Consider the following 19,923-nt stretch of genomic DNA (forward strand, 5'->3'; position numbering starts at 1 on the left):
GGCGTCTTACGAGCCGAGTTCTTCGTCGAGGATGGCGAACAGTTCGCTTGCGCTGGCACTGTGGATGTCCTCGTCATCGGCTTCCTGCTGGTCGTGGGGATCCAGGTGGGCGCTGAGCGTCGTCAGCAGGGTCTGGATGCGGGTGGTCAGGTGCGGCTTGTCCTCGGGCTGCCAGTCGGGCTGGTTCAGCAGCGCTTGCAGCTCCCGGGTGATGTCGTTGAAGCGGGCCATCAGGTTGGGCTGTTCCGCGGCGGCCGCGGGAACGACCAGCCGGGTGTCCAGGTGTTCGGCGAGCACGATCGGCGTCGGGTAGTCGAAGATCAGAGTTGGCGAAAGGGTCAGTCCGGTAGCGGTTTTGAGCCGGTTGCGCAGTTCGACGGCGGTCAGCGAGTCGAACCCGAGGTCTTGGAAGACACTTCCGGCGTTGATGTCTCCGGCGTTGGACCGCCCCAGGACGGTGGCGGCGTTGCGGCAGACCAGGTCCACCAGTTCGCTGTGTCGCTGCTCGGCGGACAGGCCCTGCAGGCGGGCGACGAGGCTGGTCGTCGATGCCGAGGTGGCGTCGGCCTCGTCGATGACACGTCGAATGGGACGGGCAACCAGCTGACTGAGCAGCGGAGGCAGCGTGGCGCCGTTGTCGGCCAGCGCACGCGGGTCGATGCGGGCCGCGACCAGCACCGGGCGCTCGGCCAGCATCGCGGTATCGAAGAATCGAAGCGCCTGCTCAGTTGCCATGGGCGCGAGCCCTATTCGGCTCATCCGAGCTTTGTCGCGCTCGTCGAGGTGTCCGGTCATGCCGCTGGCTTGCTCCCACAGCCCCCAGGCCACCGACAACCCCGCCAGACCCGCCGCGCGCCGATGGGTGGCCAGCTCGTCGAGGAAGCTGTTCGCCGCGGCGTAATTGCCCTGTCCCGGGGAACCCACGATCCCGGCCATCGACGAGAACATCACGAACGCCGACACATCCATGTCGCGGGTCAACTCGTGCAGGTTCCAGGCGCCGTCGACCTTGGCCCGCAACACCGTATCGACCCGTTGCGGGGTCAACGAGGCGATCAGCCCGTCATCGAGCACCCCCGCGGCGTGGAAGACGCCCTTGAGCGGGTAGCGCTCGGGCAGCGCAGCAATCAATGCCGCCAACGCATCCCGGTCGCTGACATCGCAGGCTAGGACCGACACCTCGGCCCCGGCCGCTTTGAGCCGGTCCACCAGCTCCGCCACACCCTCGCCGTCGGCGCCGCTGCGACTGAGTAGCACCACCTGGGCCACCCCGTAGCGGGCCACCAGATGGGCGGCCACCGCCGAGCCGGCCATCCCGGTGCCCCCGGTGATCAGCACGCTGCCGCCGGCCAATCCGCCGCCCGAACCGGTGAGCACGGCATCGCCGGGGCCGTCGGGCACGGTGAGGACGACCTTGCCGATCTGGCGGGCCTGGCTGACGAACCGGTACGCCGCCGAGGCGCTGCGCACGTCAAATGTCTTGATCGGCAACGGCTTCAACACACCCACGTCAAAAAGTTCGATCAAGTCGGACAGCATCGACGCGGTCAGATCCGGGCCGGCCTCGATCAGGTCGAAGGCCCGGTAGTAGACGTCGTGGTGCTGGGCTGCCACCGCCTCGGGGTCACGCAGGTCGGTCTTGCCCATCTCGATGAAGCGCCCGCCACCAACCAGCAACCGCAACGAGGCGTCGAGGAACTCCCCGGCCAGCGAGTTGAGCACCACATCGACCCCGGCCCCGCCGGTGGTCGCCAGAAACTTCGCTTCGAAATCCAAGCTCCGGGTATCGCCGATGTGATCGTCGTCAAAACCCATCGCCCGCAACGTGTCCCACTTACCGCGGCTCGCGGTGACGAACACTTCGGCCCCCCAATGCCGGGCCAGCTGCACGGCCGCCATGCCGACCCCACCAGTGGCGGCGTGCACCAAGACTCGCTCGCCGGCCTTGACGCCGGCCAACACCGACAACCCGTACAGGGCGGTCAAGAACACCACCGGCACGCCGGCGGCCTCGGCCAACGACCAATCCGCCGGCACCGCGGTCACCAACCGCGCATCCACCACCGCCTCGGAACCGACGACCCCCAACAGACCCGTCACGGCATCGCCGACGGACAGGCCTCCGACCCCGGAGCCGACCTCGACGACCACGCCGGAGCCCTCGACGCCGAGCTCGCCACCGCCGGGATACATCCCCAACGCCACCAGCACATCCCGGAAGTTCACCCCGACCGCGGCGACCGCCACCCGAACCTGCCCGGCCGCCAGCTCCACCCGAGGCAGCGGACGCACCACCAGATCCTCCAGGGTGCCACCGCCACCGACGTTCATCCGCCACTGCCCGGCCGGCAATGTCGCGACCGACCGTGCCGGTGTCAGGCGAGCGGCGTGTGCGACGCCGTGACGCACCACCACTTGCGGTTCGCCACACGCGACTACGTCGGCGATGTCCACTGATCCGTCCGAGTCGACCAGCACCACCCGGCCCGGCTGCTCGGCCTGCGCCGAACGCACCAGGCCCCAGACCGCCGCACCAGCCAGATCGGTGACGTCCTCACCGGGCAGTCCGACCGCACCGCGGGTCAGCACGACCAGCACGTGCGCGTCGTCCCCGGCCAGCCACGACTGCAACACACCCAGCGCTTCATGCGTGGCCGCATACACCGACGCCACCGCATCACCGGAACTCGGCTCCCACACCGTCACCTCCGCAGCGGCAAGAGCGTTGGGCTCCAAGGAAACCGGCGACCATGTCACCTCCAGCAGGCCGCCACCGGCACGCGGGGCCGCGGCCACCGCCGTCAGTTGCGCCGCCGAGACGGGGCGAACCACCAGCTCCCGCACCGACAGAATCGGCAGGCCCGTCCCGTCGGCCAAGTCCACCGACACCGCGCTCACGCCTACCGGCGCTATCCGGACCCGTGCCCGCGACGCTCCGGCGGCGTGCAAACACACTCCCTGCCAGGAGAACGGCAACATGGTCTCGGCCTGGTCGCCGACCACTCCCATCGCGTGCAGCGCGGCATCCATCAGCACCGGATGAATTCCGAAACTGTCGACCTTGACGCCGGCGACCTCTGGCACGGCGACTTCGGCGAAGACTTCGTTGCCGAGGCGCCACATGGCGTGCAGGCCCTGAAACGCCGGACCGTACTCGTAGCCGCGCCGGGTCAGCTGTTCGTACGCGTCGGCCACGTCCACCGCCACGGCTCCTACCGGCGGCCAGACCGACAAATCTGCCGCAGTGTTGGCCGGACCCGTGCTCAGCGCACCCTCGGCGTGCAATGTCCATTCCGAATCAGGTTGCGCACCCAGCGAATACACGGATACAGCGCGGCGGCCCGAGCTGTTCGCGGCGCCCACCACGACCTGTACCTGGACGCCGTCGGACGCCGGCAGCAGCAGCGGCGCCGACAGCGTCAGCTCTTCAACCACGGCACAGCCGACCTCGTCACCGGCCCGCAGCGCCAGCTCCACGAAGCCCGCGCCCGGGAACAGCACTATCCCGGCCACCGCGTGGTCGGCTAGCCACGGCTGCGCCGCCAACGACAACCGCCCGGTGAGCACCACGGCCCCGGAATCGGGACGCTGCACCACCGCGCCCAGCAAGCCATGCTCGGCTCCGGCCAGGCCCAGGCCACCCAAATCACTGCCGCCAATGCCTAACGGCGGCAACCAGAATCGTCGACCCTGAAACGCATAAGTCGGCAACTCCACATGATGGCCACCGGGGAGCAACGAGCGCCAATCGACCGACACACCCGCGACGTGGGCCTGGCCGGCGGACAACCAAAACCTGTCCAGCCCGCCGTCGTCTCGGCCCAGCGACGGAATGACGATGGCGTCGGCGAGATTTCGATCGACGACGGTGTCTTCGATACCGGCGATCAAGACCGGGTGCGGGCTCGACTCGATGAACACCCGATACCCGGAGTCGCTCGCGGTGCGGACCGCCTGCTCGAATTGCACGGTCCGGCGGATGCTGCGATACCAGTAATCGGCGTTCAGGCCCACGGTGTCGATGGGTTCGCCGCTGACAGTTGAGAAGAAGGTGACCGCCGACGATCGTGGCTCGATACCGCTCAGGGCCTGGGCAAGCGGTTCGCGAATCGCATCGACCTGCGCCGAATGCGAGGCGTAGTCGACATCGATCCTGCGGGCACGCACGTCGGCGCTTTCGCAGCGCCGCATCAACTCCTCCAGGGCGTCCACTTCGCCGGAGACGACAATGGCCGAAACACCGTTGACCGCGGCGATATTCAGGCGATCACCCGACGGCGCCGACAGTTCGCGCGCCCGCTCCAGGCCGCACGCCAGCGAGACCATGCCCCCGGCCCCCGACAACTGCACCAACACGCGGCTGCGCAGCGCCACTACCCGTGCGGCGTCTTCCAGCGACAGCGCACCGGCCACGTATGCCGCCGCGATCTCGCCTTGCGAGTGACCGATGACCGCATCGGGATGCACGCCCGCCGAGCGCCACAATTCGGCCAGCGACACCATCATCGCCCAGAGCACCGGCTGCACCACATCGACTCGATCGAGGCCCGGGGCACCCGCCGCGCCGCGGATCACATCGATCAACGACCACTCCACATGCTCGCCGAGCGCCTTGTCACACCTGTTCAGCTGCTCAGCGAATACCGGTGCGGTGTCCAGTAATTGCGCTCCCATTCCGAGCCATTGCGAGCCTTGGCCGGGAAACACGAACACGGTCCTGCCGGCGGTTTGGGCGCGGCCCACCACGACATTGGCACTCGGCTCGCCGGCAGCCAGCCCGGCCAGCCCCACCATCAGCTCGTCGCGATCGCCGACGACCACGGCTCGATGCTCGAACACCGAGCGTGTCGATACCAGCGACCATCCGACGTCGGCCACCCCAAGCGCCTGATCAGCCTGCACGCGTGTGAGCAACCGCTGTGCTTGGCCGGCCAGCGCCTCGGCGGAGCGGGCAGACAATACCCAAGGAGCCACCGGCATGCCGCTATCGTCAGGCGCCCCAACGCTTTCGACCGGTGGAGCTTGTTCCAGGATCACATGCGCGTTCGTCCCGCTGATTCCGAACGACGACACCCCTGCCCGCCGCGGTCGATCCACCGGCGGCCACGACCGCTGGTCGGTCAGCAACGACACCGCGCCGGCCGACCAATCGACATGCGGCGTCGGCACATCCACGTGCAGCGTCTTGGGCATGACGCCGTGGTGCATCGCCTGCACCATCTTGATCACGCCGGCGACTCCGGCCGCCGCCGAGGTATGGCCCATGTTGGACTTGATCGATCCCAACCACAACGGCTGATCGGCAGGCCGGTCCTGCCCGTAGGTCGCCAAGATCGCCTGGGCCTCAATGGGATCGCCCAGTGTGGTGCCGGTCCCGTGACCTTCCACCAGATCGACGTCCGCCGTACCCAGCCGTGCGCTCTCCAGCGCCGCCCGAATTACCCGTTGCTGCGCGGGCCCGTTGGGAGTTGCCAGCCCGTTGGAGGCGCCGTCCTGGTTGACCGCGGAGCCCCGCACCACTGCCAACACCCGATGCCCGAGCCGGCGCGCATCGGCCAGCCGTTCCACCACCAGGACCCCGACGCCCTCGGCGAAGCCGGTTCCGTCGGCGGCACCCGCATACGCCTTGCATCGGCCGTCGACGGACAGCGCCCGCTGCCGGCTGAACTCCACGAACATCGCCGGGGTCGCCATCACCGTCACTCCGCCGACCAGTGCCACATCGCACTCACCCGATCGCAGCGACCGCGCGGCCAGATGCAACGCCACCAGCGAGGACGAACACGCCGTGTCCACCGACACCGCCGGGCCCTGAAGCCCAAGCGAATACGCGACCCGCCCCGACGCCACACTCAGCGTCGAACCGCGCAGCCCGTATCTCTCCAGGTCTCCGGGGACGCGTCCCTGGCCCCCATACGAGCCGTGGAACACGCCGACGAACACGCCCGTCGCCGAGCCCCGCAGCGTGATCGGGTCAATCCGGGCCCGCTCCAACGCCTCCCATGACACTTCCAGCAGCAGACGCTGCTGAGGGTCCATCGCCAGCGCCTCGCTGGGCGCGATCCCGAAGAATGCGGCATCGAAATCGGCGACATTCGACAGGAATCCACCACAGCGGTTGTACGACTTGCCGGTGGCGTCGGGATCGGGATCGAACAGCCCGGCCAAATCCCAGCCGCGGTCGGCCGGAAAATCCGACACCACATCGCGCCCGTCTACGACCAACTCCCAAAGAGCCTCCGGGGAGTCCACTCCGCCCGGATACCGGCACGCCATCCCGACCAGGGCCACCGGTTCGGTCGCTTCCTTGGTTAGCAAAGCCAGGTATTCGCGGTTCTCCCGCTTCAGCCGCTCGTTTTCCTTCAGCGACGTGCGGAGGGCCTTGACCAGTTCTTCAGGAGTGCTATTCATCGAACCCGGCCTTCCGTACTGCCCAACAAAGCGGGCAAGGCGGCATAATCGCGCCTACGTGCAAGATATCGGCACACGAGGTATTCGGACTCAACGGTTCGGGTGCCTAAGCGAGGCGGCGAAGTCCACACGCGCGCATCAGTGCCAGCGCAGCAATACGAGCTCCGAACAGAATCCGGGACCCATCGCCAGCATCAGGCCCGGGCTTCCGCTGGGGGGCTTCTTGGCGATGGTGTCACGCAGCACGTGCAGCACCGACGCCGACGAGAGGTTGCCGATCTCACCGAGCGATCGCCAGGTCAGCTCCAGGGCGTCCGCGGGCAGGCTGAGTGCCGTGGTGATCGCCTCGATGACCTTGGGACCGCCGGGGTGGCTGACAAAGGCGCCGACGTCGCTCGCGGTCAGGCCGTGCGCCCCCAAGAACTGGGTGACCTCGTCTTCGATGTGTTCCTCGATGATGGCGGCGACGTCCTTCGACAGCACCAGCTCGAATCCCTCGGTGCCGACGTTGTAGCCCATGGTGCCCAGCGAGTCGGGGTACTGACGGCTGCGCGAATCGAGGACGTCCGGGCCACCGGCGCCGATCTGTTCGGCGCGACGCTCGCCGACGGCGACCACCGATCCGGCGCCGTCAGCAAACAGCGCGCTGCCGACCATGCCGGCCAGCGTGGGCTTGTATCCCGGATAGGTCAGCGAGCAGAGCTCCACGGAGATCAAGGCGGCTACGCCGTCGGGCGCGCCGCGCAGGTAGTCGTTCACCCGGGCGACGCCGGCGGCCCCGGCCACGCAACCCAGGCCGAACAGCGGCACTCGCCGCACGTCGTCCCGCAACCCGACGCGCCCGGCGATGCGGGCGTCGATCGACGGGATCGCGAGCCCGGTAACCGTGGTCGTGAACAGCACGTCGACGTCTCGGGGCTGTAAGCCCGCGTCGTCCAGCGCACCCGCCAACACCTCGCAGCCCAAGTCGACGGCGTTGTCGATATAGATCTGGTTGGCGACGCCGAAGTCGGTAAGCCGCGGATACCGCTCGAGGGGCATGACCAGGTGGCGGCTGTTGACTTTGGCGCTGGTGTGCAGCTGCCGAACGATGTCTTCGTAGTCCTCGAAGCCCGGAATGCTGAGGAAAAAGTCCGTGAGTTCTCGCTGTGAATAGCGATACGGCGGCAACGCACCATACACGCCTGCGATGACGCTCATTGATCCCACCCCTTGGTGACGAACATGCAGGTCGACCAGTTCAACCCTACGGCTTAGAGGCGCAAGTTTAGTCGCCTTGCCCGGGCCGCGCGGCAAAATGTCCCTGACCTGAGACAATGGACACAGCAAACCGCGGTTCGCCCGCGCGAGTCATCTTCGGACTTGATCGGCCAGCCGTGTCCGCAGCTCTTCGGAGGCGACCAGGACGCCGCGCAATTGTTCGGCCACCCGGCGCGGTGCGGTGCCGCCCCGGGCATCGCGCGATGCCACCGACCCCTCGATCGTCAGCACTTCGCGGACCTCCGGCGTCAGTTCGGGGCTGATCGCCGCCAGCTCGTCGTCGGTCAGCTCCTCGAGTCCGACGGCACGCCCCTCGGCGGTGCGGACGGCGGCGCCTGCCGCCTCGTGTGCCGAGCGGAACGGAACGCCCTGCCGCACCAGCCACTCGGCGATATCGGTGGCCAGCGTGTATCCCGCCGGGGCCAACGCCGCCATCCGCTCGACGTGGAACGTCAGGCTGCCGACCAGCCCGGCCATCGCCGGCAGCAACAGCTCCAGCTGGGCCACCGAATCGAAGACCGGCTCCTTGTCTTCCTGCAGGTCGCGGTTGTAGGCCAGGGGCTGGGCTTTCAGTGTCGCCAGCAGCCCGGCCAGGTTTCCGATCAGCCGCCCCGACTTGCCGCGGGCCAGCTCAGCGATGTCGGGGTTCTTCTTCTGCGGCATGATCGAGCTGCCGGTGGACCACGAATCGTGCAACGTGACGTAGCCGAATTCCGTCGAGCTCCAGATGATGATGTCCTCGGCCAGTCGCGACAGGTCGACGCCGATCATGGCGAACACGAACGCGGCCTCGGCGGCGAAATCCCTGGCGGCGGTCGCGTCGACCGAGTTGTCGGCAGCGGTGGTGAAGCCCAGGTCCGCGGCGATCGCGTCCGGGTCCAGGCCCAGCGACGAGCCGGCCAGCGCCCCCGAGCCATACGGTGACACCGCGGTGCGCTTGTCGAAGTCCACGATCCGGTCCACATCGCGCAGCAACGGCTGGGCGTGCGCGAGCAGGTGATGCGCCAGCAGGATCGGCTGAGCGGCCTGCATGTGGGTTTTGCCCGGCATGATCGCGGTCGGGTGGGCGCCGGCCTGGGCCGCCAGGGCGGCGACGACGTCGAGCGCTCCAGCAGCGACCCGTCGCACCGCGTCGCGCAGCCACATCCGGAACAGCGTGGCCACCTGATCGTTGCGCGAGCGGCCGGCGCGCAGCCGCCCACCCAGATCGGGCCCTACCCGGTCGATGAGTCCACGCTCGAGAGCGGCGTGCACGTCCTCGTCGGTGACCACCGGCGAGAAACTGCCGTCGGCGACATCCTCAGCGAGGCTGTCCAGCCCGGCCAACAGCCCGTCGCGCTGCTCTTCGTTCAGCAGCCCGGCCCGGAACAACACGACGGTGTGGGCACGCGACGCGGTGATGTCGTAGGGGGCCAGCACCCAGTCGAAGTGGGTGGACTTGCTCAGCGCGGCCAGCGCCTCGGCCGGGCCGTCGGCGAACCGCCCGCCCCACAGCGAACCCTCGCGCGTGCTCACTGGTCTTCGGCGGCTGTTTCGTCCGCGGCTAAGTCCCTGCGGGCGGCGAGCTTAGACGACAGCCCGTGCACGTAGACGAAGCCCTTCGCCTTCGACTGGTCGAAGGTGTCGCCCTCGTCGTAGGTGGCCAGGTTGAAGTCGTAGAGCGACTCGGCGCTGCGGCGACCGTTGACCGCGATGTGGCCGCCGTGCAGCACCATCCGGATCTCCCCGGACACGTGCTCTTGGGTCTTCGCGACGAAGGACTCGAGGGCGACCTTCAGCGGCGAGTACCACAGCCCGTCGTACACCAGCTCGCCCCAGCGCTGGTCAGTCTGGCGTTTGAACCGGGCCAGCTCGCGCTCGAGCGTGACGTGTTCGAGTTCGGTGTGCGCGGTGATGAGCACCATCGCCCCGGGCGCCTCGTAGATCTCGCGGCTCTTGATGCCCACCAGCCGGTCCTCGACGACATCGAGGCGCCCGACGCCCTGGGCGCCGGCGCGCGCGTTGAGTTCCTCGATCGCCTGCAGCACCGTCACCGGTTTGCCGTCGATCGACACCGGGACACCCTTGTCGAATCCGACGATCACCTCGTCGGGAGTGCTCCAGTTGAGGGTGGGGTCTTCGGTGTAGTCGTAGACGTCTTTGGTGGGCGCGTTCCAGAGGTGTTCCAGGAAGCCGGTTTCCACCGCGCGGCCCCACACGTTCTGGTCGACGGAGAACGGCGAGCGTTTGGTGACGTTGATCGGGATGTCGTTCTCCTCGGCGAACGCGATGGCCTTCTCCCGCGTCCACGCGTAGTCGCGCACCGGCGCCAGCACCTCCAAATCGGGTGCCAGCGAAGCGAATCCGACTTCGAACCGGACTTGGTCGTTGCCCTTGCCGGTACAGCCGTGCGCGACGATGCCGCCGCCGTGCTCGCGGGCGGCCGCGACCAGGTGCTTGACGATCAGCGGTCGGCTGATCGCGGAGACCAACGGGTAGCGGTCCATGTAGAGCGCGTTGTTCAGGATGGTGGGCAGGCAGTATCCGTCGGCGAACTCGTCGCGGGCATCGACGACGACCGCTTCGACCGCGCCGCAGTCCAGCGCGCGCTGGCGGACGACCTCCATGTCTTCGCCGCCCTGGCCGAGGTCGATCGCCACGGCCACGACCTCACGGCCGGTCTCCTTGCCTATCCAGCTGATGGCCACCGAGGTGTCCAGACCGCCGGAATACGCCAGGATGACGCGTTCTGACATGAATCAATCTCCCTTACTGAATGTTCTCGAACATGCCGGCGAGCTCCGCACCGGTCATCGGTTCGCGGGCGACCACAAGGATGGTGTCATCACCGGCGACGGTGCCGACGACTTGGGGCAGGGCCGCGCGGTCGATGGCGCTGGCCAGGTAGTGCGCCGCGCCCGGCGGTGTGCGCAGCACCGCGAGATTGCCGCTCGCGTCGGTGGACACGAGCAGGTCGCTGAGCAGGCGTGACATCCGGTCGGTGCCGCCCGCGACGCCGCGGACCGGGCTGCCGTCCTCGGGCACGATGTAGACGCCGGTGCCGCCGTCGGCGCCGCGCAGCTTCACCGCGCCCAGCTCTTCGAGGTCGCGCGACAGGGTGGCCTGGGTGACCTCGATACCCTCGCCGGCCAGCCGGGCGGCGAGGTCGCTTTGGCTGTGCACCTCCGATGACGACAGGATGGCCACGATGCGGGCCTGACGCCCGGCCCGCGTTCCGCTGACTTCGGCCTTCGATCCGGTCATCAAGCCTGCTCCAGGAGCCACACCAGCAGCGCCTTCTGGGCGTGCAACCGGTTTTCGGCCTCGTCCCAGATCGCGCTGGCCGGCCCGTCCATCACCTCGTCGGTGATCTCCTCCCCGCGGTGGGCCGGAAGGCAATGCAGCACAATGGCTTCCGTGTCGGCAAGGCCCAGGAGTCGCTGGTTGACCTGAAACGGCCGAAACGGCTTGACCCGATCCAGCCCGTCGTCCTCTTGCCCCATCGACGTCCAGGTGTCGGTCACCAGGACATCGGCGCCCGCCGCGGCTGCATCGGGGTCGGTGGTCAGGGTCACCGAGGCGCCGGTGGCCCGCGCGCGGTGTTCGGCGGCGGCCAGCACCGCCGCGTCGGGCGTGAAGCCCTCGGGAGCCGCGACGGTGACGTGCAGTCCCGCGGTGACGCCGCCCAGCAGCAGCGAGTGGGCCATGTTGTTGGCGCCATCTCCGAAGTAGGACAGCCGCTGGCCTTTCAGCGAGCCTTTGCGTTCGGCGATGGTCTGCAGGTCGGCCAGCACCTGGCAGGGATGGAACTCGTCGGACAGCGCATTGACCACCGGCACCGTCGCGACCGAGGCCATCGCGTCGAGCCGATCCTGGCCGAACGTCCGCCAGACAATGGCGTCGACGTACCGGGACAACACCTGCGCGGTGTCCTGCAGCGTCTCGCTGCGGCCGAGCTGGGTGCTGCCGCTGTCGACGACGACCGGATGCCCGCCCAGCTGCGCGATGCCCACCTCGAACGAGAAACGGGTGCGGGTGGAGTTCTTGTCGAAGAGGACCGCGACCCCGCGCGGCCCCTCGAGGGGACGCCGGCCGAAGGGGTCTTTCTTCAGCTCGGCGGCCAGCTCCAGGACCTCGGCCTGCTCGGCGGGAGACAGCGCGTCGTCGCGCAGGAAATGCCTAGGCATCTGCGCCACTCCTCCTCATCGCGTCGCTCTGCATCGTCGTGGCGCGGGCATCTGCGTTTGCGGCGCTCCCAACGGTGTCCAGGATGCCGGGCAGGGCGGTGACGAAGCTGTCGATCTGGGCTTCGGTGATGACCAGCGGCGGCGCCAACCGGATGACGTCGGGGGCGGGGGCGTTGACGAGGAATCCGGCCTCGCGTGCGGCCGCCTCGGTCTCCTTGGCACGCGGCGCTGTCAGCACCATGCCCCACAGCAATCCGCGGCCGCGCATGTGGGCGACCAGCGGATGGCCGAGCGATTCGACGCGGTGGCGCAACGACTTTCCCAATACCTCGGCCCGCCGCACCAGATCCTCGGCGGCCAGCGCGCGCAGCACCGCCAGGGCCGCCGCGGTGCAGATCGGGTTGCCGCCGAACGTGCTGCCGTGCAGGCCGGGTGTCAACAAATCGGCGGCGGGGCCGACGGCCAGCACCGCGCCGATCGGCAGGCCACCGCCCAGTCCCTTGGCCAGGGTCACCACGTCGGGGGTGATGCCGTCGTGCTGGTGGGCGAAAAAGGCGCCGGTGCGGCCTATTCCGGTCTGCACCTCGTCGAGCACCAGCAGGGCGCCGTGCTTTGCGGTGATGTCACGGGCGGCGGCGAGATAGCCCTCGGGCGGGACGACGACGCCGCTCTCCCCCATGATCGGTTCCAGGAACACCGCGGCGGTGTCGTCGCCGACGGCCGCTGCCAGCGCGTCGGAATCGCCGTAGGGCACGTGCGTGACGAACCCGGGCAGCGGGGCGAACGGCGCCTGCTTGGCCGGCTGGCCGGTCAACGCCAGCGAACCCATCGTCCGGCCATGGAAACCTTCTTGTGCGGCAACCAGTTTCGTGCGTCCGGTGAGCCGCGACAGCTTGAAGGCGAGCTCATTGGCCTCGGTGCCCGAGTTGCAGAAAAACACCCGGGTTTGCTGCTCGGCACCCAACAGTGCGACGAGTTCTTCGGCCAGCGCGAGCCCGGGTTCGGTCGCATAGAAATTCGACGTGTGGCCCAGCGTCGTCATCTGGTGCGTGACGGCCTCGATAACGGCGGGGTGGCGATGGCCGAGCACGTTGACCGCGATGCCGCCGAGCAGGTCCAGGTAGCTGCGGCCGTCGACGTCGGTGACCACGGCGCCGTCACCACTGGCCAGCGCCACCGCCGGGGTGCCGTAGTTGTTCATCATCACGGCTTCCCACCTGGCCCGCATCTTGGCCGTATTGGCCTGAGCGTTCGTCATACGGGAACCACCTTGGTGCCGGCGCCTTCGTTCGTGAACAACTCCACCAGCACACAGTGTTTGACCCGGCCGTCGATGACGTGCGCGCTGGGCACACCCCCGGAGACGGCGCTGAGGCAGGCCTCGATCTTGGGGATCATGCCCGTCTCGAGGGTGGGCAACAGTTGCGCCAGTGTGGCGGTGTCGATTTCGCTGACCAGCGAATCCCGGTCCGGCCAGCTGGTGTACAGGCCTTCGACGTCGGTGAGCATCAACAGTTTCTCGGCTCCCAGGGCTTCGGCCAACGCCGCCGCAGCGGTGTCGGCGTTGATGTTGTGCACCACGCCGTCGACATCTGGTGCGAGCGTGGATACCACCGGAATACGGCGCGCCGCAATGAGATCCAGGACCGCGGCGGCGTTGACATGGTCGACGTCGCCGACGAGTCCGATGTCGGTGGCCACGCCGTCGACCGTGACGCTGCGCCGCACCGCGGTGAACAGCTGGGCGTCCTCGCCGGTGATGCCGACGGCGTAGGGGCCATGCGCGTTGATCAGGTTGACCAGTTCGCGGCCGACCTGTCCGAACAGCACCATCCGCGCCACGTCGAGCACTTCCGGTGTGGTGACCCGGAATCCGCCCTTGAAGTCGCCCCCCTCGATGCCGAGGCGGCGCAGCATGGCGGTGATCTGCGGGCCGCCGCCATGCACCACCACGGGGTGAATGCCGCAGTTACGCAGGAACGCCATATCGGCGGCGAAGGCCTGCCGCAACGTCTCGTCGGTCATGGCGTTGCCACCGTATTTGACCACGACGATCTTGCCGTGCAGCTGCTTGAGCCACGGCAGGGCTTCGGCCAGTACTTGCGCCTTGACCTGGGTGGGGAGCGCGTCGCTGTCGTCAACCGTGCGCCGCGCCTCCTCATCACTTCGTTCTGCATCGTTGCCGGCGCGTGTCATGAGCTGTAGGCCGAATTCTCTTCGACGTAGGCGTGCGAGAGGTCGGTGGTCCGGATGGTTGCCAGGCCGTCGCCGAGGCCAAGGTCGACGATGACGTCGATGTCGGCCCCCGAGAGGTCCACCTCGCGTGCGCCGGGAGCGCCGACCCCGCCGATGCACACGGGAGAACCGTTGAACGACACGGTGATTCGATCGGGGTCGATGATGGTTGTCGGCGCCAGGCCGACGGCGGCGACCACCCGGCCCCAGTTGGGATCAGATCCGAACATCGCGGTCTTGACCAGGCTGTCTCGGGCGACGGCCCGGGCGGCCAGCAGCGCCTCCTCCTCGGAGCGGGCCCCGGTCACGGTGACGGTGACGCGTTTGGTGACCCCTTCGGCGTCGGCCTGCAGCTGTGCACACAGGTCGTCGCAGGCCCGCAGCACGGCGTCGTCCAGCTCGGCTTGGGCCGGGGTGATGCCGCTGGCGCCGGAGGCCAGCAGCAGCACGGTGTCGTTGGTGGAGCAGCAGCCGTCGATGTCGAGCCGGTCGAACGTGTGGGCGGCCGCCCGGCGCAGCGCCCGGTCGAGGGCCGCCGCGTGGGCCACCGCGTCGGTGGTCAGCACGCACAGCATGGTCGCCAGCGACGGCGCCAGCATGCCCGCACCCTTCGCCATCCCGCCCACCGTCCAGTTGTCCGGGTGATGCAGCGCAACCTGTTTGGGCACCGTGTCGGTGGTCATGATGGCCTGGGCGGCCTCGTCGCCGCCGGACAGCCCGCCGGCCATCTCGTGCACGATGTCGCGGACACCGGCCAGCACCTTGTCCATCGGCAGTCGGTCGCCGATCAGACCGGTAGAGCAGACGGCCACCTCGATGGCCCCGGTCTCGGTTCCCCAGTCCGACAACGCGGCGGCGACCGCCTCCGCGGTGGCGTGAGTGTCCTGGAATCCGGGCGCCCCGGTGCAGGCATTGGCGCCGCCGGAGTTGAGGACGACCGCCCGCAGTTGTCCGGTCGTCAGGACCTGCCGGGTCCACAACACCGGCGCGGCCTTGACCTGATTGCGGGTGAAGACGCCCGTGGCGGCGTAGTCCGGGCCCTCGTTGAAGACCAGCGCAAGGTCGCGGGCACCGGACTTCTTGATCCCGGCCGCAATACCGGCGGCCCGGAAGCCCTCGGGCGCGGTGACACCCTGGGTGCGCACCAGCCGAACGCTCATGGTGCCACTCCGACCACTGAAAGACCTTCTGTCTCCGGCCAATTCAGTGCCAGGTTCATCGACTGCACCGCGGCGCCGCCGGTGCCCTTGACCAGGTTGTCGATCGCCGCGATCGCGACGAACGTCTCGGCGGCCTCGTCCACTCCGATGGCGACATGGGCCGCGTTGCTGCCGATGACCGACCCGGTCCGGGGCAGCTGTCCTTCGGGCATCAGGTAAATGAAAGGTTCGGCATCGTAAGCCTTTTCGTAGGCCTCCCGCAGCTGCGACAGCGGCGTCCGGGTGCGCGCGGTGCAGGTGGCCAGGATGCCGCGCGAGGTCGGGATGAGCACCGGGGTGAACGACACCGTGACGTCGCGGTCGGTGACCGCCCGCAGGCCCTGGGCGATCTCCGGGGTGTGCCGATGGGCGCCGGCGATGTTGTAGGCCCGCGCCGAGCCGATCACCTCCGAGCCGAGCAGGTCGGTCTTGGCCGCGCGACCCGCTCCGGAGGTGCCGCTGACGGCGACCACTGTCACCGCGGGTTCGACGAGGTCCTCGGCCAGCGCGGGCAGCAGCGCCAGCAGTGCCGCGGTGGGATAGCAGCCCGGCACTGCGATGCGGCGGGCGCCGCGCAGCCGCTCCCGCGCGCCCGGCAGCTCCGGCAACCCGTAGGGCCAGCTGCCCGCGTGCGCCGAACCGTAGTACCGCTCCCATGCGCCCGCATCGGTGAGACGGAAGTCCGCGCCGCAGTCGATGATCACCGTGTCGGTGCCCAGCTGTTCGGCGAGCGTCGCCGAATGCCCGTGCGGCAGCGCCAGAAAAACCACGTCATGGCCGCTCAGCACGTCGAGCTCGGTGGGTTCGACCACCCGCTGGGCCAGCGGCGTCAGGTGCGGATGATGTTCAGCCAGCAGGCTGCCGGCGCTGGCCGCCGCGGTCAGCGAACCGATCGCGAGACGGCCGTCGGCGTAGGCCGGATGCCCGAGCAGCAGCCGCAGGATCTCGCCGCCGGCGTAGCCGCTGGCACCGGCAACCGCCACCTTGATTACGTCGGCCATTCGGCAATTCTGCATGATTATGCAGTTGTTTGCAAATCCATACTAAGCGCGCAATTCGGCGCCGACGGTCTCGGCGGCCCGGCGTACCGCGGCATCTCGGGCCGCACTGGCGTCGTCCTCGGTCAGGGTGCGATCCGGTGCGCGGAATCGCAGCGCGAAGGTCAGCGACTTGCGGTCCGCGCCGATCTGCGGGCCGGTGAAGACGTCGAACAGCTCCAGGGCTTCCAGGAGTTCGCCGGCGCCGTCCCGCACGGCATCGGCCACCGCCTGGGCCGGCACATCGGCCGACACCACCAGGCTGACGTCTTGGAACACGGCCGGAAACGGCGACACCCTTGGCGCGGGCAGCGCCTCGACGATCGGAATGGCGTCGAGGTCGAGTTCGATGGCGCAGGTGCCCTTCGGCAGGCCGGAGCGCTCCAGGACGGCGGGGTGCAGTTGCCCGGCGTACCCGACGGGCAACTGCCCGACAAGCACCTCGGCGCAGCGGCCCGGATGCCACGGCAGCTGCTGGGCCGCTCGCAGCGTGACGTCAAACCCGCCGGCGCGTGCGATGATTCGCACCGCCTCGAACGCATCGCCGGCGTCCGCCCGGCGGCCGGGGCCCCAGGGCCCACGCAGTTCGCGCAGCCCGGTCAGCACCGCGGCGACGTGTTGCGGCTGCCGCGGCAACGACGCGTCGAGCACGGCGATCTCCGCATCGGTCGGTCGGCGATCGACCGGGATGAGGTCGACCCGTCTTGTCTGGTCGGTCGGCGCGACGATCTGGGCGATGGCAAACAGGTCGACGTCGACGAGACCACGAGAGACGTTGCGCCCCAACGCTTCCAGCAATCCGGGTAGCAGCGTGGTGGCCAGTGCTGGGCGATCGGCCTCCAGCGGGTTGAGCACATTTGTCGTCGTGCGTCGCGGGTCGTCGGCCGTCAGCCCCCAGAGGTCGAACACGCCGGCGGGCAGAAACGGTGACGGCAGGATCTCGACATACCCGGACTGCGCCAGCGATTTTCCGATGGCCCGCCGGCGTTTTTGTACCGGGGTCAGGCCCCGGCCCGCTGGTGCTGCCGGCAACACCGACGGGATCGCTTCCAACCCCTCCAGCCGCAGCACCTCTTCGACGAGATCGGCGGGCTGCAGGAGATCGGGACGCCAACTCGGCGGGGTCACGGTCAACGCGTCGCCGGTTTCGGCGACGGCGGCACCGATTTGAGTCAGCCGCCGGGTGGTAGCGCCCGGGGCGTAGCTCACTCCGGCGAAGCGGTCCGGCAAGTCTGGGGCGATCCGGATCGGCGGCCCAGCCCAATCGTCACGCGGCGGTTCACCGCGCCAATCGGTCAGCGTCTCCGCCACCGCTCCCCCGGCGATGTTGGCGAGCAGAGTGGCGCAGCGGTCCAGGGCGGCCACCGATATGGCCGGGTCGACCGCGCGCTCATACCGGCGAGCCGCCTCGCTGGGCAGGTGCAGCCGGCGCTGGGTGCGAGATATGCCGGCCGGATCCCACACCGCCGCTTCGAGCAGCACATCGGTGGAATCGGCACGCACCTCGGTGCTCGCCGCACCCATCACGCCGCCGATCGCGGTCGTCGCGACATCGTCGACGATCAGAACATCGGCCGGGTCGAGCTTGCGCTCGATGTCGTCGAGCGTCACCACGGTCTCGCCCGGCGCGGCGAAGCGGACGGCGAACCCGCCGGTGATGCGGTTGCGGTCGTGGGCGTGCATGGGGTGGCCGAGTTCGAGCATCACGTAGTTGGTCACGTCCACGGCCGGCGAGGTCGCGCGGATGCCGGACAGCAACAGCCGGCGTTGCAGCCACCACGGTGACACCGCGGCGGGATCGATCCCGGTGACCGGGCGCAACGCGAAGCGGCGAACGCCGGTGTCGGCCTGCACCTTCAGCGGCCAGGCCTCTCCCTGCGCCGGCAGCGGCTCCACCTGCGCCGGGTCAACGAAGTCCAGGTCGTAGGCGCAGGCGATTTCACGGGCGATGCCGCGCACCGACATGCAGTAGCCACGGTCGGGCGTGATGGCCAGGTGGAACAGCACGTCGTCGAGGCCGAGCACTTCGGCCCCGGAGGCCCCCGGTTCGGCGGTGCCAGGCGGCAACACCAGAATCCCGGAATGGTCTGCGCCCAAACCGAGTTCGGCCGCCGAGCAGATCATCCCGTCGGAGCTGCGGCCGTAGGTCTTGCGGGCGGTGATGGCGAAGCCGCCGGGGAGTGTGGTGCCGGGCAGCGCCACCACGACCAGATCGCCGACAGCGAAGTTGGTTGCACCGCAAACAATTTCCCGGTCTTTACCCTCGCCGACGTCGACCAGGCAGGCGCGGATCGGCTTCTTGAACTCGGTCAGCTCCTCGACGGCGCTCACCCGTCCGACGGTCAGCGGGCCCTCAACCGGGCCGAGGGTGCTGACGTCCTCGACCTCGTGGCCGATGCGCACCAGCGTCTGCTCGAGTTCGCTTGGGCTGACGTCCCAGCCCGGCGCCCCGGCGGCGACAACTTCACGCAGCCAGCTGTAGGGAAGCCGCATCAGGCACCCACTCCGAACGGCAACGAGAACCGGACGTCGCCCTCGACCATGTCGCGCATGTCGGGAATACCGTTGCGGAACTGCAGGGTACGTTCCAGTCCCATGCCGAACGCGAAGCCCGAGTAGATCTCGGGATCAATGCCGTTGGCCCGCAATACATTCGGATGCACCATGCCGCAGCCGCCCCACTCCACCCAGCCTGCGCCGCCCTTCTTACCGGCAAACCAGACGTCGACCTCGGCGGACGGCTCGGTGAACGGAAAGAAGTGCGGACGGATCCGGGTGCGCGCCGATGGACCGAACTCCGAGCGCGCGAAGGCGTCCAGCGTGCCGCGCAGGTGCGCCATCGACAGGCCGCGATCCACCGCCAGGCCCTCGACCTGATGGAAGACGGGCGTGTGGGTGGAGTCGAGTTCGTCGGTGCGGAACGTGCGACCGATCGAGATGACGTAGACCGGCAGCTCGCGCTCCAGCAGGGCACGGATCTGCACCGGCGACGTGTGGGTGCGCAGCAGCTGCCGGGAATCCTCCGGCGCGACATAGAAGGTGTCCTGCTCACTGCGGGCGGGATGGTCGGGACGAAAGTTCAGGGCGTCGAAGTTGAACTGCTCGGTTTCGACCTCCGGCCCTTCGGCCAGTTCCCATCCCATCGCGACGAAGGTATCGGCAACGTGCTCGGCCAATATCGTGATCGGGTGCCGGGCGCCGATCGGCTGCCGGGTCGACGGCAACGTGACATCGATGCCTTCGGCAACCAGGACAGCCGCGTCGCGCTCGGCCCGCAGCATGGCCAGCCGTTCGTCGTAGCTGCGTTGTGCCTCGCCGCGTGCCGCGTTGACACGTTTACCGGCGTCGGCGCGCTCTTCCTTGGGCACGGTGCCCATGGCTTGTCGCGCCAGCGCCAACGGCGAGCGGTCACCGAGGTACTCGGTCTTGATGCGTGCCAGGGTGTCGAGATCGTCGGCCTGCGCGATGGCCTGCCGGGCATCGTTGACCGCCGTGGCCAATGCTTCGGGCGATAGGTCGACGGCTCGATCACCCACGCGGCGACACTCTCCTTGCTGAGTTCGGGCTGCCCGCATCGTCGGTGGGCGGGCTTCCGCGCGGCACGGGTCGAGTGCC

Annotated in this window: 12 protein-coding genes; all 12 read right to left on the reverse strand. The window is 68.8% G+C overall.

The window, feature by feature from the left end; all coding sequences use genetic code 11:
- Positions 1-6 precede the first annotated feature (6 nt).
- The 12 genes from MNAB215_RS25740 to pheS all read right to left on the reverse strand — a co-directional run bounded on the left by MNAB215_RS25740 (position 7) and on the right by pheS (position 19,844).
- Positions 7-6,411 carry a type I polyketide synthase gene (locus tag MNAB215_RS25740; protein ID WP_077081290.1) on the reverse strand — a complete coding sequence of 2,135 codons (6,405 nt, stop codon included), beginning with the start codon at positions 6,409-6,411 and terminating at the stop codon, positions 7-9.
- A 138-nt stretch (positions 6,412-6,549) separates the two neighbouring features.
- A complete protein-coding gene (locus MNAB215_RS25745) occupies positions 6,550-7,611 on the reverse strand; it encodes a type III polyketide synthase (protein WP_077081291.1) in 1,062 nt (353 codons plus the stop codon).
- 150 nt (positions 7,612-7,761) lie between these two features.
- Positions 7,762-9,186, reverse strand: a complete 1,425-nt coding sequence (gene argH, locus MNAB215_RS25750) for an argininosuccinate lyase (RefSeq protein ID WP_077081292.1) — start codon at positions 9,184-9,186, stop codon at positions 7,762-7,764.
- Positions 9,183-10,406 (reverse strand): argininosuccinate synthase, encoded by a 1,224-nt coding sequence (locus MNAB215_RS25755; RefSeq protein WP_077081293.1) that lies wholly within the window; start codon positions 10,404-10,406, stop codon positions 9,183-9,185. The genes argH and MNAB215_RS25755 overlap by 4 nt, the downstream gene beginning before the upstream one ends.
- A 13-nt stretch (positions 10,407-10,419) precedes the next feature.
- Entirely contained in the window at positions 10,420-10,914 is a 495-nt protein-coding gene (locus MNAB215_RS25760; RefSeq protein ID WP_077081294.1) for an arginine repressor, read from the reverse strand.
- Positions 10,914-11,837 (reverse strand): ornithine carbamoyltransferase, encoded by a 924-nt coding sequence (gene argF, locus MNAB215_RS25765; RefSeq protein WP_077082340.1) that lies wholly within the window; start codon positions 11,835-11,837, stop codon positions 10,914-10,916. The genes MNAB215_RS25760 and argF overlap by 1 nt, the downstream gene beginning before the upstream one ends.
- Positions 11,830-13,095 (reverse strand): acetylornithine transaminase, encoded by a 1,266-nt coding sequence (locus MNAB215_RS25770; RefSeq protein WP_083746255.1) that lies wholly within the window; start codon positions 13,093-13,095, stop codon positions 11,830-11,832. The genes argF and MNAB215_RS25770 overlap by 8 nt, the downstream gene beginning before the upstream one ends.
- Entirely contained in the window at positions 13,092-14,033 is a 942-nt protein-coding gene (gene argB, locus MNAB215_RS25775) for an acetylglutamate kinase (RefSeq protein WP_108637704.1), read from the reverse strand. Before argB ends, MNAB215_RS25770 begins: the two co-directional genes overlap by 4 nt.
- The gene (gene argJ / locus MNAB215_RS25780; protein ID WP_077081295.1) at positions 14,030-15,232 is read right to left on the reverse strand and encodes a bifunctional glutamate N-acetyltransferase/amino-acid acetyltransferase ArgJ; all 1,203 of its coding nucleotides are present in this window, start codon (positions 15,230-15,232) and stop codon (positions 14,030-14,032) included. Before argJ ends, argB begins: the two co-directional genes overlap by 4 nt.
- Positions 15,229-16,287 carry an N-acetyl-gamma-glutamyl-phosphate reductase gene (gene argC / locus MNAB215_RS25785; protein ID WP_077081296.1) on the reverse strand — a complete coding sequence of 353 codons (1,059 nt, stop codon included), beginning with the start codon at positions 16,285-16,287 and terminating at the stop codon, positions 15,229-15,231. Before argC ends, argJ begins: the two co-directional genes overlap by 4 nt.
- A 27-nt stretch (positions 16,288-16,314) precedes the next feature.
- Positions 16,315-18,801 carry a phenylalanine--tRNA ligase subunit beta gene (gene pheT / locus MNAB215_RS25790; RefSeq protein ID WP_077081297.1) on the reverse strand — a complete coding sequence of 829 codons (2,487 nt, stop codon included), beginning with the start codon at positions 18,799-18,801 and terminating at the stop codon, positions 16,315-16,317.
- Positions 18,801-19,844: a phenylalanine--tRNA ligase subunit alpha gene (pheS, locus tag MNAB215_RS25795; RefSeq protein ID WP_077081298.1), complete on the reverse strand. Its 1,044-nt coding sequence runs from the start codon at positions 19,842-19,844 to the stop codon at positions 18,801-18,803. Before pheS ends, pheT begins: the two co-directional genes overlap by 1 nt.
- Between the last annotated feature and the right edge of the window lie 79 nt (positions 19,845-19,923).

The sequence above is a fragment of the Mycobacterium numidiamassiliense genome, from assembly GCF_900157365.1.
Taxonomy (GTDB): Bacteria; Actinomycetota; Actinomycetes; order Mycobacteriales; family Mycobacteriaceae; genus Mycobacterium; species Mycobacterium numidiamassiliense.

Excerpts from the sequence above, each read along its gene's own strand:
- MNAB215_RS25740 (WP_077081290.1), bottom strand. The coding sequence starts at position 6,411 with ATGAATAGCACTCCTGAAGAACTGGTCAAGGCCCTCCGCACGTCGCTG.
- MNAB215_RS25745 (WP_077081291.1), bottom strand. The coding sequence starts at position 7,611 with ATGAGCGTCATCGCAGGCGTGTATGGTGCGTTGCCGCCGTATCGCTAT.
- MNAB215_RS25755 (WP_077081293.1), bottom strand. The coding sequence starts at position 10,406 with ATGTCAGAACGCGTCATCCTGGCGTATTCCGGCGGTCTGGACACCTCG.
- MNAB215_RS25760 (WP_077081294.1), bottom strand. The coding sequence starts at position 10,914 with ATGACCGGATCGAAGGCCGAAGTCAGCGGAACGCGGGCCGGGCGTCAG.
- argF (WP_077082340.1), bottom strand. The coding sequence starts at position 11,837 with ATGCCTAGGCATTTCCTGCGCGACGACGCGCTGTCTCCCGCCGAGCAG.
- MNAB215_RS25770 (WP_083746255.1), bottom strand. The coding sequence starts at position 13,095 with ATGACGAACGCTCAGGCCAATACGGCCAAGATGCGGGCCAGGTGGGAA.
- argB (WP_108637704.1), bottom strand. The coding sequence starts at position 14,033 with ATGACACGCGCCGGCAACGATGCAGAACGAAGTGATGAGGAGGCGCGG.
- argJ (WP_077081295.1), bottom strand. The coding sequence starts at position 15,232 with ATGAGCGTTCGGCTGGTGCGCACCCAGGGTGTCACCGCGCCCGAGGGC.
- argC (WP_077081296.1), bottom strand. The coding sequence starts at position 16,287 with ATGCAGAATTGCCGAATGGCCGACGTAATCAAGGTGGCGGTTGCCGGT.
- pheT (WP_077081297.1), bottom strand. The coding sequence starts at position 18,801 with ATGCGGCTTCCCTACAGCTGGCTGCGTGAAGTTGTCGCCGCCGGGGCG.